The organism is Cellulomonas persica, from assembly GCF_007989825.1.
In the GTDB taxonomy this organism is placed as follows: Bacteria; Actinomycetota; Actinomycetes; order Actinomycetales; family Cellulomonadaceae; genus Cellulomonas; species Cellulomonas persica.
The window spans coordinates 48,583-72,929 of record NZ_BJUA01000004.1 but is presented as its reverse complement, the minus strand read 5'-3'; the positions used below and the strand labels follow the sequence as shown (position 1 = coordinate 72,929).

Annotated in this window: 21 protein-coding genes; 8 read left to right on the top strand and 13 right to left on the bottom strand. The window is 73.7% G+C overall.

What is annotated here, in order from left to right:
• Positions 1–52 precede the first annotated feature (52 nt).
• Complete coding sequence (locus CPE01_RS05095; protein WP_146805572.1) at positions 53–481, bottom strand: DUF3151 domain-containing protein; 429 nt, start codon at positions 479–481, stop codon at positions 53–55.
• A 197-nt stretch (positions 482–678) separates the two neighbouring features.
• On the opposite strand from CPE01_RS05095, the gene CPE01_RS05090 reads away from it, so the two are divergent.
• On the top strand, positions 679–1,038 hold the full coding sequence (locus CPE01_RS05090) for an STAS domain-containing protein (RefSeq protein ID WP_146805571.1): 360 nt from the start codon (positions 679–681) through the stop codon (positions 1,036–1,038).
• 121 nt (positions 1,039–1,159) lie between these two features.
• On the opposite strand, the gene CPE01_RS05085 is transcribed toward CPE01_RS05090, so the two are convergent.
• Positions 1,160–3,355 carry an ATP-binding SpoIIE family protein phosphatase gene (locus tag CPE01_RS05085; RefSeq protein ID WP_246783755.1) on the bottom strand — a complete coding sequence of 732 codons (2,196 nt, stop codon included), beginning with the start codon at positions 3,353–3,355 and terminating at the stop codon, positions 1,160–1,162.
• A gap of 172 nt (positions 3,356–3,527) precedes the next feature.
• On the opposite strand from CPE01_RS05085, the gene CPE01_RS05080 reads away from it, so the two are divergent.
• The gene (locus tag CPE01_RS05080) at positions 3,528–3,860 is read left to right on the top strand and encodes an STAS domain-containing protein (protein WP_246783754.1); all 333 of its coding nucleotides are present in this window, start codon (positions 3,528–3,530) and stop codon (positions 3,858–3,860) included.
• Positions 3,861–4,003: 143 nt separating this feature from the next.
• Here CPE01_RS05080 and fbaA read toward each other — a convergent pair whose 3' ends face one another.
• On the bottom strand, positions 4,004–5,026 hold the full coding sequence (gene fbaA, locus CPE01_RS05075; RefSeq protein ID WP_146805570.1) for a class II fructose-bisphosphate aldolase: 1,023 nt from the start codon (positions 5,024–5,026) through the stop codon (positions 4,004–4,006).
• Positions 5,027–5,194: 168 nt separating this feature from the next.
• Positions 5,195–5,836, bottom strand: coding sequence for a TrmH family RNA methyltransferase (locus tag CPE01_RS05070; RefSeq protein ID WP_146805569.1), 642 nt, complete (start codon positions 5,834–5,836; stop codon positions 5,195–5,197).
• Between the two features lie 170 nt (positions 5,837–6,006).
• On the opposite strand from CPE01_RS05070, the gene CPE01_RS05065 reads away from it, so the two are divergent.
• Genes CPE01_RS05065 through CPE01_RS05055 form a run of 3 tightly spaced genes read left to right on the top strand, consistent with a single transcriptional unit; the run spans position 6,007 to position 8,502 of the window.
• Complete coding sequence (locus CPE01_RS05065) at positions 6,007–6,744, top strand: VTT domain-containing protein (protein WP_146805568.1); 738 nt, start codon at positions 6,007–6,009, stop codon at positions 6,742–6,744.
• The gene (locus CPE01_RS05060; RefSeq protein WP_146805567.1) at positions 6,741–7,517 is read left to right on the top strand and encodes an HAD-IIA family hydrolase; all 777 of its coding nucleotides are present in this window, start codon (positions 6,741–6,743) and stop codon (positions 7,515–7,517) included. The genes CPE01_RS05065 and CPE01_RS05060 overlap by 4 nt, the downstream gene beginning before the upstream one ends.
• A 52-nt stretch (positions 7,518–7,569) precedes the next feature.
• Positions 7,570–8,502 carry a YwiC-like family protein gene (locus CPE01_RS05055; protein ID WP_146805566.1) on the top strand — a complete coding sequence of 311 codons (933 nt, stop codon included), beginning with the start codon at positions 7,570–7,572 and terminating at the stop codon, positions 8,500–8,502.
• Positions 8,503–8,620: 118 nt separating this feature from the next.
• Here the strand turns inward: CPE01_RS05055 and CPE01_RS05050 are convergent, their stop codons facing one another.
• The 5 genes from CPE01_RS05050 to CPE01_RS05030 are packed head-to-tail and all read right to left on the bottom strand — an operon-like array spanning position 8,621 to position 12,233.
• A complete protein-coding gene (locus CPE01_RS05050) occupies positions 8,621–9,190 on the bottom strand; it encodes a LemA family protein (RefSeq protein ID WP_146805565.1) in 570 nt (189 codons plus the stop codon).
• Between the two features lie 30 nt (positions 9,191–9,220).
• Positions 9,221–9,964: a hypothetical protein gene (locus tag CPE01_RS05045; protein WP_146805564.1), complete on the bottom strand. Its 744-nt coding sequence runs from the start codon at positions 9,962–9,964 to the stop codon at positions 9,221–9,223.
• The gene (locus CPE01_RS05040) at positions 9,957–10,805 is read right to left on the bottom strand and encodes a hypothetical protein (protein WP_146805563.1); all 849 of its coding nucleotides are present in this window, start codon (positions 10,803–10,805) and stop codon (positions 9,957–9,959) included. Before CPE01_RS05040 ends, CPE01_RS05045 begins: the two co-directional genes overlap by 8 nt.
• A 24-nt stretch (positions 10,806–10,829) precedes the next feature.
• Entirely contained in the window at positions 10,830–11,408 is a 579-nt protein-coding gene (pyrE, locus tag CPE01_RS05035) for an orotate phosphoribosyltransferase (protein ID WP_146805562.1), read from the bottom strand.
• Between the two features lie 27 nt (positions 11,409–11,435).
• Positions 11,436–12,233 carry an SDR family NAD(P)-dependent oxidoreductase gene (locus tag CPE01_RS05030; protein ID WP_146805561.1) on the bottom strand — a complete coding sequence of 266 codons (798 nt, stop codon included), beginning with the start codon at positions 12,231–12,233 and terminating at the stop codon, positions 11,436–11,438.
• A 204-nt stretch (positions 12,234–12,437) separates the two neighbouring features.
• Between CPE01_RS05030 and recQ the strand changes: the two genes are divergently transcribed.
• Positions 12,438–14,570, top strand: a complete 2,133-nt coding sequence (gene recQ, locus CPE01_RS05025; protein ID WP_146805560.1) for a DNA helicase RecQ — start codon at positions 12,438–12,440, stop codon at positions 14,568–14,570.
• A gap of 205 nt (positions 14,571–14,775) precedes the next feature.
• Positions 14,776–15,960 carry a lytic polysaccharide monooxygenase gene (locus tag CPE01_RS05020; RefSeq protein WP_146805559.1) on the top strand — a complete coding sequence of 395 codons (1,185 nt, stop codon included), beginning with the start codon at positions 14,776–14,778 and terminating at the stop codon, positions 15,958–15,960.
• A 153-nt stretch (positions 15,961–16,113) separates the two neighbouring features.
• Here CPE01_RS05020 and CPE01_RS05015 read toward each other — a convergent pair whose 3' ends face one another.
• Genes CPE01_RS05015 through CPE01_RS05005 form a run of 3 tightly spaced genes read right to left on the bottom strand, consistent with a single transcriptional unit; the run spans position 16,114 to position 20,491 of the window.
• Complete coding sequence (locus tag CPE01_RS05015; RefSeq protein WP_146805558.1) at positions 16,114–18,129, bottom strand: hypothetical protein; 2,016 nt, start codon at positions 18,127–18,129, stop codon at positions 16,114–16,116.
• Entirely contained in the window at positions 18,126–19,997 is a 1,872-nt protein-coding gene (locus CPE01_RS05010) for an HSP90 family protein (RefSeq protein ID WP_146805557.1), read from the bottom strand. The genes CPE01_RS05015 and CPE01_RS05010 overlap by 4 nt, the downstream gene beginning before the upstream one ends.
• A gap of 2 nt (positions 19,998–19,999) precedes the next feature.
• Positions 20,000–20,491 (bottom strand): type III secretion system chaperone family protein, encoded by a 492-nt coding sequence (locus CPE01_RS05005; protein WP_146805556.1) that lies wholly within the window; start codon positions 20,489–20,491, stop codon positions 20,000–20,002.
• Between the two features lie 221 nt (positions 20,492–20,712).
• Between CPE01_RS05005 and nirB the strand changes: the two genes are divergently transcribed.
• Positions 20,713–23,664 (top strand): nitrite reductase large subunit NirB, encoded by a 2,952-nt coding sequence (gene nirB / locus CPE01_RS05000; RefSeq protein ID WP_146805555.1) that lies wholly within the window; start codon positions 20,713–20,715, stop codon positions 23,662–23,664.
• A gap of 120 nt (positions 23,665–23,784) precedes the next feature.
• On the opposite strand, the gene CPE01_RS04995 is transcribed toward nirB, so the two are convergent.
• Entirely contained in the window at positions 23,785–24,330 is a 546-nt protein-coding gene (locus tag CPE01_RS04995) for a GNAT family N-acetyltransferase (protein ID WP_246783753.1), read from the bottom strand.
• Positions 24,331–24,347: the final 17 nt, after the last annotated feature.

The following is a 24,347-nucleotide window of genomic DNA, read 5'->3' as shown; positions in this document are numbered from 1 at the left end:
GGGCTCGGCGCCGCTCCCGGCGCGGGCCCGGACGACGACGAGCGAGCGCGGGTCAGCGCAGCCCGGACACCTCGTCGAGGGACGTCCCGGAGTCGACGAGGAGCTGCGCGCACCGCTCGGCCTCGTCGTTCTCCCCGATCGCGTCGGCCGCCTCGGCGAGCGCCAGCACCGAGCGCAGGAAGCCCTGGTTCGGCTCGTGGTCGACTGGGATCGGGCCGCGACCGCGCCACCCGGCCCGGCGCAGCGCGTCGAGGCCGCGGTGGTACCCGGTGCGCGCGTAGGCGTACGCCGCGACGGGGTCGCCCGCGTCCTGCAGCGCGCCCTCGGCGAGCAGCGCCCAGACGATCGACGCGGCCGGGGCCACGCGCACCGCGGCACGCGCGTCGTCGCCGGCACCCAGCGCGGCCCGGGCCTCGGCGTCCGGACCGTCGGCGGGCAGGAGCGTGGGCTCGGGGCCACCGAGCAGGTTCTCGTGCGTCATGGCCTCAGTCTGCCGCGCCCGCTCGCCGATCGCGCAGGCCAGCGCGCCCGAGCCGTGTGCGCGCTCCCACCGGAGGCCGGCCGGGCACGCCCGTCCTGTCGGACGTGCGTCCGACTTCGCGGCGCGTTCGGCGTGCGCAGTCCCCAGGGGGCAACTAGGGTCGAGCAGCCGAGCCACCACACCCCCTGGGGACGGACATGATCGAGATCTCCACGTCGCCGACGAGCACCACGCTCGTCATCACCGGCGACCTCGACCTCGCCGAGCGGGACCAGTTCCCGGAAGTCGCCGCGAGGGTCGTCGGCCTGCGCCGTCAGCTCGTGGTGATCGACATGTGCCGCGTGACGTTCATGGACTCCACGGGCGCGGCGTTCCTCATCGCGCTCGCCGACTCCGCGCGCAAGCGCGGCGGCGCCGCGGCGCTGCGGGGTGCCGACCCGCGTGACCTGTTCGTGCTCGAGGTCTGCGGCGCGCTCGAGATGTTCCGGCTCGACCCGGACCACCGGTGCGAGGACGCCCGGCCCGCGTCCGACTTCTCGGCGCCCGCCACCACCTGAGCCGTCGCCACCTGAGCCCGTCTCGCCGCCTGAGCCGACCGCGATCCTTCAGGCCGCTCGCGCGATCTGCGCGGACCTCGTCGTGCCCGTGCGCGTCACGCCCGTCGCGCGACGGGCGACGTCAGCGGCCCGTGGGCGGCAGCGCACCCGGGCGCACCTTCGCCCACACGACCTTGCCGCGGTTCGACTGCCGCCAGCCCCAGTCCGCGAGCCGCTCGACGATCTGCATGCCGAACCCGCCGACGCGGCCGGGGTGCCCGTCGGTCGTGACGGGCGGCGCCGGGTTGCCGTCCTCGACCTCGATGCGCAGGCCGTCGCCCGTGTCGTAGAGCTGCAGCGAGACGTGGCCGAACCCGTGCAGCACCGCGTTCGCGACGAGCTCGGACACGACCAGCTCGGCGTTCGCGGCGTCGGGCATGTCCCACGCGTGGCACGTGCGGACCACGGCGTGCCGCGCGCGGGCCACCGAGGCCGCCTCGCTCGGCAGCGACCACCGGCGTCGGCGCGGGCTGCGACCGCGCTCCGCGGCGTCCCGCGGGTCGGGCACGCGCACGACGACGACCGCGACGTCGTCCTCGGGGTGGTCCGCGAGGCGGGACAGCAGCTCCTCGCCGATGCCCGCCGAGTCCCGCGCGGTCACGCCCGCGACGACGTGCTCGAGCGCGCGCAGACCCTCGCGCAGGTCGCGGTCGCGCCGTTCGACGAGGCCGTCCGTGTGGTAGACGAGCACGTCCCCGGGCTCGAGGACGAGCTCCTCGGTGTCGCGCTGGCCGCCGCCGAACCCGACGAGCGGACCGCCCGCTCCCAGCAGCGGCGTGACCTGCCCGCCGCGCGCGTGCAGCACCGGCAGGTGCCCCGCGCGCGACCAGCGCAGGCGCCACGCCTCGCCGTCGCGATGCAGCGTCGAGAGCACCAGCCCGGCCGCGCGCGGGATGCGCATCCCGGCGACGAGCTGGTCGACGCGCTCGAGCACGGGACCGGGCAGCGTCACGTCGTACGCGTAGGACCGCACGACCGAGCGCAGCTGCCCCATCGCCGCCGCGGCCTCGACGTCGTGGCCCACGACGTCGCCGATCACGACCCCCACGACGTCCGGGGCGATCTGCAGCACGTCGTACCAGTCGCCACCCACCTGCGCGTTCTCCGAGTTCGGCGCGTAGTACGTCCAGACGTCCAGGCCCTCGACCTCCGCCTGCTGCGGGAGCATCGCGCGCTGCAGCGTCTCGGCGAGGCGGTGCTCACGGTCGTACAGGCGCGCGTTGTCCAGCACGAGGCCGACGCGGCGTGCGATGAGCTCGAGCACGGTGGTCGTCGAGGCGTCCAGCCCGCCCTCGTCTCGCGGCTGCACGACGAGCACGCCGATCACCCGGCGCCGGCCGGGCACCGGCAGCACGAACGCGCGACCCCCGGCGGTGTCGCCGCGACCCGTCACGTCCTGGCTCGACGCCTCGATGCTCGTCTCGCGGGCGATCTGCTCCACGAGCCAGTGCGACGCCGACGCGCGCGGGTGCCGGTGGTCCAGCCAGAGCTCGACCGGACGGTCCTTGTCGCCGTCGAGGAGCTGCTGCACGGCGTCCTGCGGCGCGTGCGCCTCGTCTCCGCCGTCGGCCCGGCGCGACTCGCCGTGCCGGTTGCCACGGCCCGACGGCGGCCGCAGGTCGCTCGACGCGTCGAGCGGGCGCAGACCCCCGTCGTTGACGTAGAACGCCGCCCAGCGCACGACCGTGCGCCGCAGCAGCGCGGCGATCTCGTGCAGCGGCGTCACGCGGTCGGTGACGTCCATGAGCAGGTCCGAGACCTGCACGATGATGTTGACGCTGCGGCGCTCCTGCCGCTCGGCCTCGACGATCCGCGCCTGCTCGGCGTCGTGCGTGAGCCGCTCGGTGCGGTCCTCGAACGCCACGATCCACCGCTCGGGTGCGCCGTCCGGCAGCGGGACCGGCGAGAAGTACACCTTGCACCGGAACACCGAGCCGTCCGCGCGCGGGATCGACAGCTCGGCGACGGTCGGCTCGCCGCGCCCCAGCCGCTCGCGCAGGCGGGCCATCTCCCCGTGCCGGCGCGCCTCGGGCGGCACGGGTCGGCGCTGCCGCTCGCGCGCCCCCGCGGCGTCGTAGCCCATCGTGCGCTCGAAGGCGGCGTTCGCCCAGACGACGTCCAGGTGCGCGTCGCACATCGCGTACGGGACCTGGGTCGCCTCGAGCGCGCGTGCCAGGACGTCGACCGAGGGCGACTCCGGGGTGTCCCCGGGACCACCTGCGCCGGGACTCGCGACAGATCCGGACGTACTCGTCGTGCCCTGGGTGTTGACCGCCACCACCTCCGATCGTCTAGCGTGCCGAACGGGAGCTACGCCATCCGGCGTCGCCCTCGCCGGAAGGAGCACCGTGCGCGACGGTAACAGCACGATGGAGGGCGGGCCTGTCCAGCCGACGGCCGGCTCTGCACGAGACCTGTCGCAACGAGACGGGGAGCAAGGGGGCGTCCACGTGATCGTCGGGGCTGACGCCACGAGGATCGTCCTGTCGGGGGAGGTCGACGCAGATCTCGGGGCAGAGCTGCACGAGGCGACGACGGAGGCCGAGAACGTCGGTCTGCCGATCGAGGTCGACGCCCATCACGTCACGTTCATGGACTCGTCGGGCGTCGCGTTCCTCGCACGCCTGTCGATCCGTTCGCAGCACCGGGTGCGGTTGCTGCGTGTCCCGCCGACCGTGCGCTTCCTCCTCGAGGTGACGCGCATCGGAGAGCTCCTCGACGTGGTCGAGGAGAGCGACGAGCGCGAGTTCCAGCCCGTCGCCCCGGAGGTCGGCACCAGCTGACCCCGGCACCACCGCCGACCGGCGCCCTGCCGGGCCCGGCACCCGCCGGGACTCGGCACCACGAACGCACGAGCCGCGCGGCCCCCACAGGGACCGCGCGGCTCGTCCGTGCGTGACGCGGCGCGTCCGTCAGGCTGCGTGCGTCAGCGGATCTTCTGGCCCGCCGAGCGCAGCTGCTGCGCGGCCTCGACGATGCGGGCGGCCATGCCGGCCTCGGCCAGCTTGCCCCACGCGCGCGGGTCGTAGGCCTTCTTGTTGCCGACCTCGCCGTCGATCTTCAGCACGCCGTCGTAGTTGCGGAAGAAGTGGTCCGCGACCGGGCGGCTGAACGCGTACTGCGTGTCCGTGTCGATGTTCATCTTGATGACACCGTTGTCGACCGCCTCGGCGATCTCCTCGGCCGTCGAGCCCGAGCCACCGTGGAAGACGAGGTCGAACGGCGACTCCTTGCCGATCTCGGCGCCGACGGCCTTCTGGATGTCCGCGAGGATCGACGGGCGCAGCTTGACCGCACCCGGCTTGTACACGCCGTGCACGTTGCCGAACGTGAGGGCCGTCAGGTAGCGGCCCTTCTCGCCCGCACCGAGCGCCTTGACCGTGGCCAGGCCGTCCTCGGCGGTCGTGTAGAGCTTGTCGTTGATCGCGGCCTCGTGGCCGTCCTCCTCGCCACCGACGACGCCGACCTCGATCTCGAGGATCGTGCGCGCGGCCTGCGAGAGCTCGAGGAGCTCCGCGGCGATGACCAGGTTCTCGTCGAGCGGGATGTCCGAGCCGTCGAACATGTGCGACTGGAACGTCGGGTTCTCGCCGCGCTTGACCTGCTCCGCCTCGATGGCGAGCAGCGGGCGGACCCACGAGTCCAGGTTCTTCTTGACGCAGTGGTCGGTGTGCAGCGCGATCGTCACGTCGTAGTTCTTGGCGACCTCGGTCGCGTACGCCGCGAGCGCGAGCGAACCGGCGATGCGGTCCTTGATCGTCGAGCCCGACGCGTACTCCGCGCCACCGACCGAGACCTGGATGATGCCGTCCGACTCGGCCTCCGCGAAGCCCTGGATGGCGGCGGTGACGGTCTGCGACGACGTGATGTTCACGGCCGGGTAGGCGAACTTGCCCGCCTTGGCCCGGTCGATCATCTCCGCGTACACCTCGGGGGTGGCGATAGCCATCTGCTCACATCTCCTGTGGCTGGGTATGGGGTGGTGTCGGCATCGAGTTTGCCACTACCGGGCGATCACGCGTCCGGGACGTCCTTCCCATGGACGTCACGGTCCGTCCACGGGCCCCTCACGGACCGTCCTGCGACACCCTGAGGCGTGCCGTCGGGTCCGACGAGCTCAGCCGTCGAGCCCCGTGCTCGCGGGCAGACCCGCGTGCTGCGTGACCCACGCGTGCATCGCGATCGCCGCCGCGGCGCCCGCGTTGATCGACCTCGTCGACCCGAACTGCGCGATGTGCAGCACGTCGACGGCCGCCGCGCGGGCCTCGTCGGACAGACCCACGGACTCCTGACCGAACAGCAGGACGCACGCCCGCGGCAGCGGGTAGCCCTCGAGCGGCACGGACCCCGGGAGGTTGTCGACGCCCAGCACCGGCAGGTCCTCGGCGTTCGCCCACGTGATGAGGTCGCTCACGCTCGCGTGGTGCTGCACGTGCTGGTACCGGTCGGTGACCATCGCGCCGCGGCGGTTCCAGCGTCGTCGTCCGACGATGTGCACGCGCGCCGCGAGGAACGCGTTCGCGGTGCGCACGACCGACCCGATGTTGAGGTCGTGCTGCCAGTTCTCGATCGCCACGTGGAACGTGTGCCGACGCGCGTCGAGGTCCGCGACGATCGCCTCGAGGCTCCAGTACCGGTACCGGTCCGCGACGTTGCGGCGGTCGCCGTGCGCCAGCAGCTCGGGGTCGTAGCGCGGGTCGTCGGGCCACGCCTCCGGACCTCCCGGCCACGGAGGGACCCCGACCTCGGACTCCTCCACGACGCCAACGTAGCCCGCACGGGGCTGCCGTTCGCGTCGCGGCGGGCCCGTGTCGCGAGCCCGCGCCGCGCTCCCCGCCCGACCGGGCACGCGCGTCGTCGGCGCGACGTCCACACCATGCGCACACCGGACCCGCAGCCAGGTCACAGCCCGCCCCGTAGGGTGGTCACATGCTCACGACGACCGCGCTCGCGGCCATCGCGCCTGCCTCCGGCCCGCTGCATGCCCTCGGACCCGACTTCCTGAACGCCGAGCACCTGATCGAGTCGTTCGGGACGTTCGCGCTGCTCGGCATCGTCGTCGTGGTCTTCATCGAGACCGGGCTGCTGTTCCCGTTCCTGCCGGGCGACTCGCTGCTGTTCACCGCAGGAGCACTCGTCGCGCAGGACATCCTCGACTTCCCGCTGTGGCTGCTGTGCCTGCTGATCTTCCTGGCCGCGTTCCTGGGTGACCAGAACGCGTTCCTCATCGGCCGCAAGCTCGGGCCCAAGGTGTTCAACAAACCCGACTCGCGCTTCTTCAAGCAGTCGTACATCGACCAGACCTACGCCTACTTCGACAAGTACGGCGGGCGCACGATCATCATCGCGAGGTTCGTGCCGATCGTGCGCACCTACGCGCCCGTCGCGGCCGGCGTCGGGAACATGCGCTACCGGCACTTCGTCTCCTACAACGTCGTCGGCGCGCTGCTGTGGGGCGTCGGCGTGACGCTGCTGGGGTACGCGCTCGGCAACATCACGTTCGTCAAGGAGAACATCGAGGCGCTGCTCGTCGCGATCGTCCTGGTCTCCGTCGTGCCGATGGCCGTCGAGGTGTGGCGCTCGCGCCGCGGCCGCACCGCCCCGCGCGACCCGCGGTACGACGAGCCCGACGAGCGCGCCGAGGTCGAGAGGAAGTCGTTCGAGTGACCCGCGAGATCAAGGCCTGGCTGTCCGACATGGACGGGGTCCTCGTGCACGAGGGCATCGCCGTGCCCGGTGCCGCCGACTTCGTGCGCGCGCTGCGCGACGCCGAGCGCCCGTTCCTCGTCCTGACGAACAACTCGATCTTCACGCCGCGCGACCTGCGCGCCCGGCTCGCGACCTCGGGCATCGACCTGCCCGAGGAGGCCATCTGGACCTCCGCGCTCGCGACCGCGAGGTTCCTCGTCGACCAGATGCCCACCGGGTCCGCGTACGTGATCGGCGAGGCGGGCCTGACCACCGCGCTCTACGAGGCCGGGTACACCCTCACCGCCGCCGAGCCGGACTTCGTGGTGCTCGGCGAGACGCGCACGTACTCGTTCGAGGCGATCACCAAGGCCATCCGCCTGATCCAGGGCGGCGCGCGCTTCATCTGCACCAACCCCGACGTGACCGGCCCGTCCGTCGACGGCGACCTGCCCGCGACCGGTGCGGTGGCCGCGATGATCCAGGCCGCGACGCGGCGCCAGCCGTACTTCGTCGGCAAGCCCAACCCGATCATGATGCGCACCGCGCTCAACCGGATCGGCGCGCACTCCGAGACGACCGCCATGGTCGGCGACCGCATGGACACCGACGTCGTCGCGGGCATCGAGGCGGGCCTGCGGACGTTCCTCGTGCTCACCGGCTCGACCCGCCCGGCCGACGTCGAGCGGTTCCCGTTCCGTCCGTCGGAGATCGTCGACTCGGTCGCGGACCTCGTCGACCGGGTGCGCTGAGCCGGGACCTAGGTCCCACGTCCGGACGAGGCTGGTTGGGGAGATTCGCCCGATGACGTCACGTGCGACGACCCCCGCTGCCGGGCGCTCCCGCGACGCCGGCCGAGGTGCCCGCTCGGGCTCGACGAAGCGGCGCAAGCGGCTCGGGCCCGGCTGGGTCCCGCGCGAGCACGGCGCGTGGGCGATGCTCGTCGTCCCGGCCGTCGTCGGGGCGGTGCTCACGGGCGCCACCTGGCGCAACGCGCTCCTGCTGGTCACATGGCTCGTCGCCTACCTCGCGTTCCACGCCACGGGGCTCTGGCTGCGCGCGTCGCGCCGGCCCCGCTACTGGCCGCCCGTGCGGGCGTACGGCGTCGCGCTGCTCGTGCTGGGCGCCGCGCTCGTCGCGAGCGCGCCCGGGCTGCTGCGGTGGGCACCCGCGTACGCGGTGCTGCTCGCGACGAGCCTCGCGTGCTCGGTCCGCCGCGCCGACCGCTCGTGGCTCAACGACGGGGTGACCGTCGGCGCCGCGATGCTCATGACGGTGGTGGCCGCCGGGCTCGGCCACGACGCCGACCCGACCGCCGCACAGCTCGGCGGCACGTGGGTCCCGCCCGGCGCGGGCGACGCCGCGGTGTGGGCCGCGACCGCCGTGCTCGCCGCGTACTTCTTCGGCACCGTCCCCTACGTCAAGACGTTGCTGCGCGAGCGGGGCAACCGCGCGGTGCTGACGTTCTCGATCGCGTACCACGCCGTTCTCGTCGTGATCGCGCTCGCGGTGCTCGTCGCGACGGTCGCCCGCGACGCCGAGCCCGGTGGTGTGGCCGTCTCCGTCGCGCTCGTCGCCGTGGCGGTGGGCCTGCTGCTGCGCGCCGTCCTGGTGCCGCGCCACAGGCCGTGGCCGTCCGCGCAGGCGATCGGGGTCGGCGAGATCGCCGCGTCGACCGTCGTGGCCGTGCTCGCGTGCGTGATTCCCGCCCTCGTCGGCGTCCCGACGGTCGCCTGACCCCGTCCGTCGCCGACCTGCCCGGGGACCGGGCGCCCGCCCCGGCTGCAGCCAGGGACGACGACGGCCGGCCACCCCTCGTGGGATGACCGGCCGCGGGTCGATCGAGCGCGGGGCCTCAGAACTGGACGGTCGGCGCCTGGCGGACCTGCGGGTCCTCGACCTCGAAGTACTCGGCCCGCTCGAAGTGGAACATGCCCGCGATGACGTTCGTCGGGAAGGTCTCGATCTTCGTGTTGAGGCTGCGGACGTTCGCGTTGTAGAACCGCCGCGCGGCCGCGATGCGGTCCTCGGTCGTCGACAGCTCGTTCTGCAGCTGCTGGAAGTTCTCGCTCGCGCGCAGCACCGGGTAGTTCTCCGCGACCGCGAACAGGCGACCCAGCGCCTGCGTCAGCACGTTCTCCTGCGCGGCCTGCTCCGCGACCGACGCACCCGCCCCGGCGGCGGCCGCCCGCGCGCGCGTGACCTCGTCGAACACCGCGCGCTCGTGCGCGGCGTAGCCCTTGACGGTCTCGACGAGGTTCGGGATCAGGTCGTGCCGGCGGTGCAGCTCGACGTCGATCTGGCGCCACGACTCCTGGACCAGGTTCCGCAGCCGTACGAGCGCGTTGTACTGCGCGACGGCCCACAGCAGGACGATGAGGACGAGCGCGACCACGACGATCGCGACGATGGCTCCAGCGGGCACAGGTGCTCCTTCTCCGGGGTAGTCGTGAGCCTAGCGGGCCAGCGGGTCGTGCCCGTGGTCCAGCCAGACATGTCGGGGGACCGAGCCGGCGATCGCGGCGAGCATCGCGATGCGCGCGTCCAGCCGCTGCAGGTTCGTCCGCCCCGACGCCCAGGTCAGGAGCGTCGTCCCCTCGATGCGCCACGCGACGCGACCCTCGCGCAGCAACCGCTCGACGAGGCGCGGGTGCAGGATCGCGTGGCCCACCGCCAGGTCCGTCGCGCGCACCACGAAGCGCTTGTTGAACTCGTCCGACTCGACGTCCAGGTCGACCTTCCCGAACGCGGTGGCCAGGCGCGAGCCCACCGACTCGGGCGTGACCTCCAGGTCCGGCAGGAACGCCGGGAGCTGCAGCGTGAGGACGTGGAACGTGTGCGTCGTCGTCGAGCGGCTGCCGTCGCTGTCGGTGCTCGACGTCTCGTACGAGTACACGAACGACAGGAGGTCGTAGCCCTGGAACGACCCCGCGATCACGTCGGTGACCTTGCGGTTGTCGCCCGTCCCGAACGGCGTGCCACGCCAGCGGCTCACGAGCGAGCGGTCGGCCGCCGGGAGCCGGCGCCAGCGACGCGGCTCGAGCCACGCGTCCAGCGCCTTCTGGTGCTTGCGGTGCGAGATCACGGACCAGGTCAGCAGCCCGCCCATGAGCACGAGCCCGACGACCAGGACGAGCACCACCGGGTTCGGTCCGCTCTCGAGGAAGCCGGCGTCGAGGAACGCGTCGGGCTCACCCACGCCGCGCGTCCGATCGGGCGTCGAGCCACACGTGCCGCGGGATGTGGTCGACGACCGTGTCGAGCAGGCGCAGGCGGTCGTCGAGCACGTCGACCCGCGTGCCCGTCGCGTCCCACGTGCGGATCCAGCGACCGTTGATCTCCCACGACCCGCCCGCGAGATCCGGCTCCAGGAGCCGCTGCGCCAGGCGAGCGTTCAGGATGGCGTGCGCTGTGCGCGGGTCCTCGGCGCCGGCGAAGTACGCGTCGTTGAAGTCCGCGGACTCGATCAGGTGGTCGATCGCGCCGGCAGCCTTGGCCACCGCGGTGCCGACGCCCTCGGGCTGCACGAGCATCCTCGGCAGCGCGACCGGGAGGCGCATCGCCACCATGTGCACGTCTGCCCAGACCTTCAGGCCGTACTTCTCCCGCACCAGGTAGGCGAACGTGAACGAGATCGTGTCGCGACCCTCGCCGGCGTCCCCCTCCAGCATGGCGCCGCCCCACGACGGCCTCCCCGTCACGCGGCACGCCCGCACGACATCGACCGCCATGTGCTCACCGCTCGCGTACCGCGTCTCGAAGGGCGAACCCGTCAGCACCGCCAGCACCGAGTCGTCGCGAGGCGCGTACGCCCAGCCCCGCTCCTGCGCCCACTGCTGCACCGCCCGGGAGAGGACACGGTGCCGCCGGGACTGCGAGGTGTACGCGAGGTAGATGAGCGTGCCCGCGCACAGCCAGAACAGGGGACTCAGCGCGTCGAGGAGCGGCCCGTCCCCCGCGATGCGGCCGACGACGATCACGAACGCGGCGCCACCCGCAGCGGCCCAACCCAGGCGTCGGTGCGTCAGCCACGCGGGCATCGTCGTCTCCCCCTGCGCGCCCGGTCAGGCCAGACCGAGGTCCGTCAGGTCGAACAGGAAGTGGTACGGGACGCCGAGCGCCTCGATCGCCTCGCGCGCGCCCGTGCCGCGGTCGACGATGACCGCGACGCCCGCGACCTCGCCACCGGCCTCGCGCACGGCCTCGACCGCGGTGATCGCGGAGCCACCGGTCGTCGAGGTGTCCTCGAGCACGACGACTCGTCGGCCCGTGACGTCCGGTCCCTCGATGCGCCGCTGCAGCCCGTGGGCCTTGCCCTGCTTGCGGACGACGAACGCGTCGACGTCCTGACCGCGGCTCGCGGCCGCGTGCAGGACCGCGGTCGCGACCGGGTCGGCGCCGAGCGTCAGACCGCCCACGGCGTCGACCTCCGCGGTGCCGAGGCCGACCTCCTCGAGCAGGTCGAGCATGAGGTGACCGATGAGCGGCGCGGCCCGGTGGTGCAGGGTCACGCGGCGCAGGTCCACGTAGTAGTCGGCCTCGCGGCCGGACGAGAGCGTGACCTTGCCGTGCACCACGGCGAGGTCGGTGATGAGCTGGCGGAGCTGGTCGCGCGGGCTGGCCGCGAGGGCGTCATCGGTCACGCCGGGAAGGCTACCGGGGCGGCGCGCTCAGGCGGTGGGTTCGTCCACAGGGTCCTGCCCGCGCTCGATGGCCTTGCGGTACCGGCCCACGGCCCGGATCGCCGAGCGGGGCGCGATCCGCGCGGCCGCCGCGACCGTGCGGTAGCGCAGGCTCGGCGTCGAGATCACCACGCCGCGCCGCACGTCCGCGAGCGCCTTGGCGACCACGTCCTCCGCGTTGAGCCACGCGACCTGCGGGTACGCCGACACGTCGATGCTCCCGCGCTCGTGGAACTCGGTGTGCACGAACCCCGGGCACAGCGCCGTCGCCGTCACGCCCGTGCCCTTGAGCTCGACCGCGAGACCCTCGGTGAACGACCGCACCCACGCCTTGTGCGCCGAGTACGTGCCCGAGGCCAGCAGCGCCGCGATCGACGCGACGTTGAGGATCGCGCCGCGGCCGCGCTGCACCATCGCGCCCGCGGCCGCGTGGGACAGGACGAGCGGCGTGCGGACCATGACGTCCAGCGCCGCCTCCTCGCGCTCCAGGTCGCCGCCGACGAAGCGCTGGTTCAGCCCCAGCCCCGCGTTGTTGACGAGCAGGCCGACGGGGCGCTCCTCGTCGCGCAGGCGTTCGGCGACGCGCTCGACCTGCGCGCGGTCGGACAGGTCGGCGACCAGCACCTCGGCGCGGACGCCCGCGCCCGCCTCGAGCTGCGCGGCGAGCCGCTGCAGACGCTGCTCGTCGCGCGCGACGAGCACGAGGTCGTGCTTGGCCGTCGCGAGCTGCCACGCGAACTCCAGGCCCAGGCCGGCGCTGGCGCCGGTGACGAGTGCGGTTCCCACGCCGCCACCCTACGGACGCCGGGCCGCCCCGGTCATCCGCAACCGCGTGTCGCCGCCGCCGCGTCCGTGGACGCCCGGCCGGCCAGCCTGCGAGCCGACCAGCCTGCGAGGGCTGCGGGCCACGGGCACCGCGGCGGTGTGCGGGCGCCGGGACGTGTGGACGAGCGGGAGGGGGGTGTGGGCGGAGGCTCGTAGGGTGGGCGCGTGCATCCGGACGACGCCCCGCCTCAGGACCGGTTCGCGGACGAGCCGTGGCCCGACGAGCCGCCGTTCGACCCCTTCTACGACGACGCCCCGCCCGACCTCGACGCCTGGTCGCACGGCGTCCCCCACGACGCCGGGTCCGACGAGCTCGCCGCGGCGGTCGCAGCGAGCAGCGGCGGGCGCCGCGCGGGTTCGTCGTCCGGGCGTTCGTCGTCTGCAGGCTCGTCGTCCGCGCGCTCGGCGGGGGCGGCGCAGGGCTCGCTGCTCGGTGGGTCGTCGCCAGCGGTCGTGCGCGCGGCCGCCGCCGCGTCCGGGCCGCCGCTCGAGGTGCTGCGGCGCGTGTGGGGGTACGACGAGTTCCGCGGCGACCAGGCGGAGATCATCGACACGGTCGTCGGCGGCGGGGACGCACTGGTGCTCATGCCCACCGGGGGCGGCAAGTCGCTGTGCTACCAGGTGCCCGCGCTCGTGCGCGAGGGGACGGGCGTCGTCGTCTCGCCGCTGATCGCGCTCATGCAGGACCAGGTCGACGCGCTGTCCGCGCTCGGCGTGCGGGCCGGCTTCCTCAACTCGACGCAGCAGTCGTGGCAGCGCCGCGAGGTCGAGGAGGCGTACCTCGCGGGCGAGCTCGACCTGCTCTACCTCGCCCCCGAACGCCTCAACGTGCCGGACACGATCGAGCTGCTCGACCGCGGGACGGTCGCGCTGTTCGCGATCGACGAGGCGCACTGCGTGTCGCAGTGGGGTCACGACTTCCGGCCGGACTACCTGCGCCTGTCCATGCTGCACGAGCGCTGGCCGGACGTGCCGCGCATCGCTCTGACGGCGACCGCGACCGCGGCCACCCACGCCGAGATCGCCCAGCGCCTGCAGCTCGAGGACGCGCGGCACTTCGTCGCGAGCTTCGACCGGCCGAACATCCAGTACCGGATCGTGCCGAAGGACAACCCGCGTGCCCAGCTGCTCGAGCTGCTGCGGACCGAGCACGTCGGCGACTCGGGGATCGTCTACTGCCTGTCGCGCGCGTCGGTCGAGCAGACGGCCGAGTTCCTCGTCGGCCAGGGCATCGCGGCGCTGCCCTACCACGCGGGGCTCGACCGGCAGGTCCGCGCGCACAACCAGGCGCGGTTCCTGCGCGAGGACGGGATCGTGATGGTCGCGACCATCGCGTTCGGCATGGGGATCGACAAGCCCGACGTGCGGTTCGTCGCGCACCTGGACCTGCCGAAGTCCGTCGAGGGCTACTACCAGGAGACCGGACGCGCGGGGCGTGACGGGCTGCCGTCGACGGCGTGGATGGCGTACGGGCTGGCGGACGTGGTCCAGCAGCGACGCCTCATCGACACGTCCGAGGGCGACGCCGCGCACAAGCGCCGGCTCACGCAGCACCTCGACGCGATGCTCGCGCTGTGCGAGACGGTCTCGTGCCGTCGCGTGCAGCTGCTCAACTACTTCGGGCAGAGCGCGCAGCCGTGCGGCAACTGCGACACGTGCCTGACCCCGCCGGTGACGTGGGACGGCACGGTCGCTGCGCAGAAGCTGCTGTCGACCGTGGTGCGCATGGCGCAGCGCGGGCAGCGGTACGGCGTGGGCCACGTCGTGGACGTGCTGCGCGGCAAGCGCACGACGCGCGTGGCGCAGCTGCGGCACGACGAGCTGTCGACGTTCGGCGTGGGCACGGACCTGTCGGACGCCGAGTGGCGCGGGGTGGTGCGTCAGCTCATCGCCGCCGAGCTGCTCGCCGTGGACACCGAGGGCTACGGCACGCTGCAGCTCGTCGAGGCGTCGGGCGACGTGCTCAAGGGCACGCGGACCGTGCCGATGCGCCGTGAGCCGGAGCGGACGCGGCGCCGGTCGTCGTCCGGCTCGTCGTCGGGCTCGTCGGGCGGCTCCAAGGCCGCGGCGGACCTCGACGGCGACGCGCTCGAGCTGTTCGAGAAGCTGCGCGCGTGGCGTGCGGGAGCGGCCAAGGAGCAGGGCGTGCCCGCGTACGTCGTGTTCCACGACGCCACGCTGCGCGACATCGTCCTGCGGCGTCCCTCGTCGATCGAGGAGCTCGGCACCATCGGCGGCGTCGGTGCGACCAAGCTCGACCGCTACGGCGAGGGCGTGCTGGCGACGCTCGCCGGCTGACGCGCGGCCGGCTCCGCACAAGGGTCCCCGACGCGCGTCGTGCCGTGGTTCGCGTACCTGGCGGGGACGCGCGTCGTGGCTGCCGGAAACGATTTGCCTGGTTGTCGCGCTCGTCGTCCGGTCCGCAGCCTGGACGGACACCGCTCCCGCCGGTGTCCAGCCCCCTGCGGCGACGAGGCCGCGCTGACGAATCAGGTGATCCGACATGACACGACATCGCGCCATGCTCAGGACCGGGCGAGGCCTCGCCGCGGTCGTCGTCGCGGCGGTCGCTCTCGCCGTGGTCCCGAGCGCCGCGCAGGCGCACGGCGGTCTCACCGACCCCGCGACCCGCACCTACGCCTGCTACAAGGACGGCCTGGAGGGCGGGGCGGCCGCGGGCGAGTCCGGCAACATGAAGCCCCGCAACGCGGCGTGCGTCAACGCGTTCACCAACGAGGGCAACTACTCGTTCTACAACTGGTACGGCAACCTGCTCGGCACGATCGCCGGCCGCCACGAGACCATCCCCGACGGCAAGCTGTGCGGCCCCGACGCGCGCTTCGCCTCGTACAACACGCCGTCGACCGCGTGGCCGACGACGAAGGTCACGCCAGGTCAGCAGATGACGTTCAAGTACGCGGCCGTCGCGCGGCACCCCGGCTACTTCACGACGTGGATCACCAAGACCGGCTGGAACCCCGCCGAGCCCATCGGCTGGGACGACCTCGAGCCCGCCCCGTTCGACCGCGTGCTCAACCCGCCGCTGCGTGAGGGCGGCGTCGCGGGGCCCGAGTACTGGTGGAACGTGACGCTGCCGTCGAACAAGACGGGCAAGCACGTGCTGTTCAACATCTGGGAGCGCACGGACAGCCCCGAGTCGTTCTACAACTGCGTGGACGTCGACTTCGGCGGGACCGGCACGACCCCGACGGCCACCCCGACCCCGACCCCCACGCCGACGCCCACCCCGACCGTGACGCCGACGCCGACCGTGACGCCCACGCCCACGGTGACGCCCACGCCGACGCCCACCGGCACGCCCCACACCAGCCCGTCGCCCGTGGTGACCACGACGCCGACACCCGTCCCGGACGGTCAGTGCGAGGTCGAGGTCAGCTCGGTCAGCAGCTGGCCCGGCGGGTACCAGGGCAACGTCACGGTGTTCAACGGGACGATGCAGCCCGTCAACGGCTGGAACGTGACCTGGACGTTCGGCAACGGTGAGACCGTGCAGCAGGTGTGGAACGCGTCGGCCACGCAGGCCGGCGCGACGGTCACGGCGAAGAACCTCAGCTGGAACGCGACGATCGGGCACCACAACGCGGTGTCGTTCGGGTTCATCGGCTCGGGCACCCCCGGTCCGGTCAAGGCGGCGACGCTCAACGGCAGCACCTGCATCGTCCGCTGACGGCCGCGGCCCACAGCCCTGCAGCAGCACCCGGACGGCCCGGCGAGCACGGACGACCGCTCGCCGGGCCGTTCCGCGGGCGCGGACGGGCACCCCGGCGCCGGCCGTTCGACGTGGTCGAGCTGCGCTCCCGGCTCGTCGACGGTGGAGCACTCACCGGCTGAGGAGACGCAGGAGCTCCTCAGCACGCTCGTCGCGCCCCGCGGCGCGCAGGACGGCGACGAGCGCCGACGCGGCCTCGCCGCGCGGCCCGCGTTGCCGCACGACGCCGAATCCCTCGACCGCGGACTCGAGGTTCCAGACGGCGTCGTCGACGCGGCCCTGGCTGTCGTGCAGACGACCCGCGAGCCAGAACGCGTGCGCGGCGTCGGCGACCGCACCCCCGGCCGCGTAGGCCTCCGCGGCGCGCGTCGCCCGCGCGGCGGCGACGTCCGCGTGCTCGGGGCCCAGCGACGCGAGCACGCGCGCGGCGGTGTCGTCGAGATCAGCGCAGGCCCGTCGTCGGATCGAGGCGACGCGCTCGGTGAGGGCGGCACCGGCGGCCGCGGCCGACGGGTCGGGGGCGGGGGCACCCGGTGTGGTCGACGGGTCGTCGGCGAGCTCGTGCAGCAGGCCGTCGACGGCGGCCAACGCGGCGTCGGCGGTGCCGGTCGTCACCGCAACGGGGGACCAGGCGACGACGACCGGGACGACGTCCTGCGGCGGGACACCGCCGGCACGCATGCGCGCGACCGCGCGCGGGTACACGGCGGCCGCACCGTCGTCGTCGCCGAGCTCCTGCGCACAGCGCGCAGCCTCAGCAGTAGCCAGACCCGCGTCGCCCAGTCGCCCCTCGGACTCCGCGACCGCCGCGGCTGCGAGCCATGCGCGTGCTGCCCCCACGAGGTCCCCCTCGCGGGCGAGCCGTTCGGCGCGCGCAGCGGGCGGCTCGTGCGGTTCCGCCGCACCTGCGCCGGCCGGGCCCGAGCCTGCGTGGGACGGGCCGGCGCCCTGCGTCACGGGACCGTCGGGCAGCGGTGTGCCGGCGGAGCCGTGGGACGCCGCAGCGGGCTGCGCGACGAACCCGGCGGGGATGACGTCGAGGTCGAGCACCACGTCGGCGGGTCGCGTCGCGCGCGCGGCGGCCAGCAGGAGCGCGAACCTGTCGGTGCCGTTGCGCGCGTCGAACGCCCGGGCGAGCTCGTCGGCCTGCGCAAGCGCCCAGGCGTGCAGGGTCGCGACATCGGTCGCGGGGACACCGGCGAACGCGACGGGCTCGTCGGCGTGGGAGACCTGCAGGGCGGCGGTGCCTGCGACGACGTGCCGGAGGAAGGCGAACCGGTCGGCAGGGGTGTCGGCGGCGACGAGCAGGTGCGAGTCCGCGGCGAGCGCCCGCAGGGCGCGCACGGGCTGACCGCCACGCGCGAGCAGCTCGAAGCGTTCACCGCGCGCGCCGGCCATGTCCGACTCGGACTGCGCGAGCGCAGCGACGGCGCGTCGGTGCGCGCTCACCGCGTCCTCGGCGCGACCGGCCTCGAGGTGCGCCAGCGCGAGGGTCGCGAGCATGTCGGCGGGCTCGGTCGCGCACGTGACGCCCGCGTCGAGCGTCTGCTCGATGAGCCGGATACCCGCGTCCACATCGCCGCGTCCGATGAGGTAGGACGCGCGGTCGCCCGGGTCGCATGCCTCGCACTGCGAGTACTCGTCGCGCGGTGTGCGCACCCACTCGTCGTACAGCGCGTCGACGTCCGCGGTGCCGCGCGAGCGCGCCCAGGAGAACCGTTCACGGGCCACGGCGTCCCGTCCGAGACCGGCGACCGCGTAACGACGCTCCATGTCCTCGAGCGTGGCCTCGATCTGCGCCGCGGGGACGTTCGGGAAGTCCGAGAGGTGCCCCACCATCCACTTGAACGACCAGAACATGCCGTGCACGTCGCTCGCGTCGAAGTGCTCGGGGCGCTCGTCGTACCAGCGCACGACCTTCGTGAAGGGCAGGTAGGCGCGCTCGACCTCGCCGTTCCAGACCAGTGACTCGACCAGGACGAGCAGGGCGAACGCGCGCGCACCGTCGGGCCCCTCGGCCTCGACGAGCCGCACCTGCTGCTCGGCAGCCTGCGTCCGGGCGGCGCCGTACGGCATGTCCCGCACCCGGACGATCTCTCGGTTCGCGTCGTCCACCGTGCGGCTCATTCGTCCTCCTGCGTCTCGTCGCTCCCCTGCCCGCCGGCCAGCCCGGCTTCGAGCAGCACGCTCATGGCGTCGTTCATCAGCGCCGCCTCGCGGGCGCGCAGCGGTTCTCCGGCGAGCAGCACCGCGGTCACGTACAGCGAGCGCACGCCCGCCGCGAGCACGGGGTCGGCGGGATCGGCGGCGAGGAGGCGGCGCACGGTGGGGTTCGCGTCGTTCACGACGAGTCGGCGCGCGGGCGCCGGGGTGTCGCCGGCCAGGCCGGACAGCACCCCGCCCCACAGGTCGTCGTCCGCGGCGACGACCTGACGCACCTCGCGCGCGTACTCGCCGTCGCGGTCCTGCAGGAGCACGGCGGGCACCTGCAGCGGCTCGAAGCTGCGCGCGACGATCTCGCAGTCGAGCGGCTGGACCACGGTCTGCGCGAGGCGGAGCTGGTCGAGCACCTCGAGCTCGCGGTGCGGCTCGAGCGGGGTGAGCACCTGGGCGACGTCGCCGGCGGTGAGCTCGCGTACCCGCCAGCCGGGCCTGCGCGCGAGCCGGTCGAGCAGCTCGCCGTCGTAGACGTAGCCCGCGTTGACGACGGTCATGCTCTGCGCGCGGGCGACGGGGGCCACGCGCCGGAAGTCCTCGACGCGCGAGGTGAACACCACCTCGCGGTCGTCCTCGCCGCGGACCTGCGAGAGCGTCCTGGTCCCGTCGGTGGTCTCGAACGGCAGCACCTGTGCGACGAGGTCGAGCACCTCGTCGTCGACCAGGGCGAGCGAGCGCAGGGCGAGGTGGTGGGTCGTGACGACCTTCCGGCTCGCGGCGGATGACGAGGTCAGGGTCGCGACCGCCCAGGCGCGCACCTGCCCCGCGAGCGCCTCCTGCGTCGCGAGCAGGGCGTCGTCCGTGTAGAGCTGCTCGCGTGACGCGGTGGGGCGCAGCACGGACGTGTCGACGACGCACCGCACGAAGAACGCCCACTCGGGCAGCAGGTCGTCGACGTGCGCGCCCAGGAGCATGCGCTTGAGGTAGACCCTGTGCCGGCTCGCCGCGCCGGGCGGCACGGCCGTCGGCAGCACGAACGCCACTCCGGAGAGCCCTGTGAGCGGGACGTCGAGGTCGAGGTGGGCGAGCGGGGAGAACCCGAGCGTCCGTTCGCAGTACGCCGCGAGCGCGGCGCTGCGCGCGGTCTCGTCGGCGTACTCGTCGCGCCACGGCAGCACCGGCTCGCTGACACGCCGCCACGCGGTCCCGGAGCCGTCGGGCAGCGGGACCGCGACGGTGACCTCGACGGGCAGCAGCGCACCGAACTCCTGCGCGAGCGCGACGACCATGTCCGCGGCGAGCCAGTGCTCGGCGTCGCGGCGGGCCCGCAGGCGCACGGTGCTGCCGGCGGGGACGTCGGCGTCGTGCGGCAGGACCGACAGGTCGTACCGGCCGTCGGCGTGCCCGACCCACCGCACGGGCGGCGCGTGCTCGTCGACCGCGGAGCGCGAGACGAGCTCGATCTCGTCGGCCACCATGAACGCCGACAGCAGCCCGATGCCGAACTGCCCGAGGAACTCCTCGCGGCCGAGGCCCAGGTCCAGGTCGCGCTTCGAGGACCGCCCCACGGTCGCGAGCAGCTCATCCGCCTGCGCGGGTGTGAGCCCGATGCCGGTGTCGGTGACCTCGAGCGAGCCGTCGGCACCCGGGCGCAGCCGGACGGAACCCGGCGCACCCTCGTCGTGGGTGCGCCGGGCCGTGATCGCGTCGACGCCGTTCTGCAGGAGCTCGCGCAGGTAGACGCGCGGTCCGGAGTACAGGTGCCGCGCGAGCAGGTCGACGACGCCGCGCAGGTCGACCTGGAAGGCCCGCCCTGCCGCGGTTGTCTCCTCGCTCACGCTCAGTCCCGCTCCTCCTGCTCAGCCTTGGCCGCGGCGGCCTGCTGCGGGTACTGCTCGTCGAGGTACTCGAAGAGCTGCAGGCTGGTCGCGACGCTGCACGCGAGCTGCAGGTCGATCTGCTCGTCGCTCACGCCGTGCTCGTAGTCCACGGTGTGCTCGGCGTAGACGCCGACCTCGTCGCCCTCGTCGCGCACGTAGCCCTTGGGCCACAGGCGCGTCGCGTTCCACTCGTTGACGTGCCGGTTCAGCGCATCGAGCTGGTCGATCGCGACCTTGCGGTTCCAGCGCCCGCGCGCCTGCAGGTACTCCCCGCTCTCACCCATGAGGAAGAAGTAGAAGAGGTGGCCGTCCCAGTAGCCGCCGATGTCGCCGTCGTCGTCGATGCCGTAGTTGAGGCCACGCGCGTCGAGGCACGCGGTGACGCGCTCCTTGCTCAGCGGCTCGAGCGCCGGCTGACCCGGAAGCGTGCCGTCCTTCGTGAAGAAACCCATGATCTCCCTCATCCCGTCGCGAGTCCGCGGCCCGTCGACGACCCGGCCTGGCGTGACCCGACTGCCGAGCCTAGACAGAACACCCGACGGGTACGCGCGAGACGGGCCGACGAGTCTGCGCGGCGGCGCGTCCGACCTCACGAGCGGCCGCGGAGCACTGTGCGTTTGCGTGGGCCGTACGGCCCGATAGCCACGGCAGACGCCGTTGAAAACTGGCACGCATGAGGGAGCAGCGCAGGCCGGGTCGCGTGGTCGTCGTCGGGGCGGGGATGGTGGCGCACCGTTTCGCCGAGCAGCTCGTCGCACGCGAGGGCGACTGGCACCTGACGGTCGTCGGCGACGAGCCGTACGCGCCCTACGACCGCGTCCACCTGTCCGACGCGATCACGGGCGCCACGGCCGCCGACCTCACCCTGAACCCGGCCGTGTGGGACGACGAGCGCGTCGAGCTGGTCACGGGGGACGCCGTCGCCTCGATCGACCGCGACGCGCGCACGGTCGCCACCCGGTCCGGCCGCGTGATCGCCTACGACGACCTCGTGCTCGCCACAGGCTCATGGCCGTGGGTCCCGCGTACGGAGGGCGCCGACCTGCCCGGGGTCCTCGCCTACCGCACGCTCGACGACATCGCCCGGATCAAGGACTGGGTCGCCGACCGCGCGGCCGCGCTGGGCCGGCCGGTGCGCGGCGCGGTCGTCGGCGGTGGCGTGCTCGGGCTCGAGGCGGCCGCGGCGCTGCAGCACCTGGGCGCGACCGCGACCGTCGTGGAGTTCGCCGACCGGCTGATGGCGGTCCAGCTCGACGCCGGCGGCGGCGAGGCCCTGCGTGTGCTCGTCGCGGGAAAGGGCATGGACGTGCGCACGACGAGCGCGGCGACGCGCGTCGTGCCCGGTCCCGACGGCACCGTGGCCGGACTGGAGCTGTCGACGGGCGAGCTGCTCGACGTCGACGTCGTCATCTTCTCGACCGGCATCCGCCCGCGTGACCGCCTCGCCCGTGAGGCGGGGCTCGGCATCGGGGAGCGCGGCGGCGTGCTCGTCGGCCCGACGTGCCGGTCGTCGGACCCGCAGATCTGGGCGATCGGTGAGTGCGCGTCGCACGACGGCGAGTGCGCAGGCCTCGTCGCCCCCGGCAACGCGATGGCCGACGTCGTCGTCAGCCAGCTCTTCGGCGGCCCGCGCACGTACACGCGCGCCGCGGACGGCACCCAGCTCAAGGGCGTCGGCGTCGAGGCGGCGAGCTTCGGCGACGTGCTCGCGCTGACCCCCGGCGCGCTCGAGGTCACGTTCGCGGACCCCGTCGCCAGGACGTACCGCAAGCTCGTGGTGTCCGACGACGCCCGCACGCTCCTGGGCGGCGTGTTCGTCGGCGACATCGCGCTCTACTCGTCGTTGCGTCCGCTGCTCGGCCGCCCGCTCGGCGCGGACCCGTCCGCGTTCCTCGCGCCCGAGGGCGGCGCGCCCGTGTCCACGGACCTGCCCGACGACGTCGTCGTCTGCTCGTGCGCGAACGTCACCGCCGGCACGATCCGCGGCGCGGTCACCGAGCACGGCTGCCAGAGCGTGGCCGAGGTCAAGACCTGCACCAAGGCCGGCACCGTCTGCGGCTCGTGCGTCCCGATGCTGACGAAGATCGTCAACTCCTCGCTCGAGCAGGCGGGCGTCGCGGTGTCGCATGCGATGTGCGAGCACTTCGCGATGTCCCGCGCCGAGCTGTTCGCGCTCGTGCGCGCGGGCACCGGACGGACGTTCTCGCAGATCGTCGCGACGCACGGCACCGGCCGCGGCTGCGCGATCTGCCGACCCGTGGTCGCCTCGATCCTCTCGTCGCTCGGCGTCGGCCACGTGCTGCAGCCCGACCAGGCGTCGCTGCAGGACACCAACGACCACCTGCTCGCCAACCTCCAGAAGGACGGCACCTACTCCGTCGTGCCACGCATGCCCGGCGGCGAGGTCAGCCCCGAGAAGCTGCTCGCGCTGGCCGAGATCGCGCGCGACTTCGGGCTGTTCACGCGCGTCACCGGCGCGCAGCGCATCGGCATGTTCGGCGCGCGGCAGGACCAGCTGCCGGCGATCTGGCGGCGGCTCGTCGACGCCGGGTTCGAGTCCGGGCAGGCCTACGGCAAGTCGCTGCGCGCGGTGAAGACGTGCGTCGGCTCGACGTGGTGCCGGTTCGGTGTGCAGGACTCGTCCTCGATGGCCGTGCGGCTCGAGCTGCGCTATCGCGGCCTGCGCTCACCGCACAAGTTCAAGGTCGGCGTCTCCGGGTGCGCACGCGAGTGCGCCGAGGCGCGTGGCAAGGACGTCGGCGTGATCGCGACCGCCGCGGGCTGGAACGTGTACGTCGGCGGCAACGGCGGTTTCACGCCGAAGCACGCCGAGCTGCTCGCCGAGGACCTCGACTCCGAGACGCTGGTGCGCGTCATCGACCGGTTCCTCGCGCTCTACATCCGCTCCGCGGACCGCCTGCAGCGCACCGCGCCGTGGGTCGCGGACTTCCCCGGCGGGATGGCCGAGCTGCGCGCGATCGTCGTCGACGACCGCGACCGGATCGGCGCCGAGCTCGAGGCCGAGATCGAGCGGCACGTCGCGGGCTACGTCGACGAGTGGCGCGCCACGCTCGACGACCCCGCCAAGCTCGCCGCGTTCACGCCGTACGTCAACGCGCCGTCGTCGACCGACCCCGACCTCACCTACGAGCTGCGCCGCGGCCAGCCGGTCCCCGTCACGATCACGGCCCCGCCGCACGGCCTCACCCCGTCGGCCACGACGAGCGCGCCCACCCCGTCGGGCACGACGAGCGCGACCACCCCGTCGGGCACGACGAGCGCGACCACCCCGTCAGCGCCCGTGGAGGTCTGCCACGTCGACGACCTCACGCCCGAGCGCGGTGCCGGCGCGCTGCTCGACGGCGTGCCGGTCGCGGTGTTCCGCCTCGCCGACGACCGGGTCCTGGCCGTGCAGCAGCGCGACCCGTTCTCGGGCGCGAACGTGCTCTCGCGCGGGATCGTCGGCGACCGCGCGGGCCGGCCGACGATCACGTCGCCAATGCACAAGCAGGTGTGGGACCTGGAGACCGGCGAGTGCCTCGACGCGGTCGGCAAGGACCCCCACCCCCTGCGCACCTACCCGACGACGGTGACCGCCGCGGGCACCGTCCTCGTCGCCCCCTGACCCCACCCGCGAGCGCGCCAGAAGCGGCGCGAGCGCGGGCGAACCGGCGCGAGCGCGGTCCTGGCGGGCCCGCGCTCGGGTCCGATCTACCGCGCTCGCGGCCGGGGAGGCGCCAGGGGGTCAGCGGGCGATGCGCCAGACCAGCTCGTGGCCGTGGGGCTCGGCGAAGCCGAGCTGCTCGTAGAGCGCGCGGCCGTGCTCGGTCGCGGCCAGCCCGACGCGCGTCACCTCGGACTCGTCGAAGAACCACTGCATGAGCGCCCGGACGCACGCGCGCGCATAGCCGCGACGACGCGCGTCGGGCTCGGTCGACACGTTGAAGACGTGCCCGCGCCGGCCGGACGGGTTCCACGGCTCGGGCGCGTGGTCGTGGAAGTCACCCGCCGCGCACGCGACCGGCCCGACCGTGCCGTCGGGGAGCGGCCCGTCGACGACGAACGCGACGACGCGCGCCGGCTCGGTCAGGCGCTCGGCGAACCAGCGCTCGCACGTCGCCTGCCACCCCGGCTCCTCCAGCTGGGACACGCCCATCGCCTCGAGCATGTGCTTGCGCAGCCGCGTGAGCGCCGCGGCGTCCTCGACCCCGGCGCGGCGGACCTGCACCTCGACGCCGTCGAGGGTGGGTGCGCTCGTCGCGCCCGCTGCCGACCCTCCGTGCGGCGTCACCACGCGGCACCCGGCAG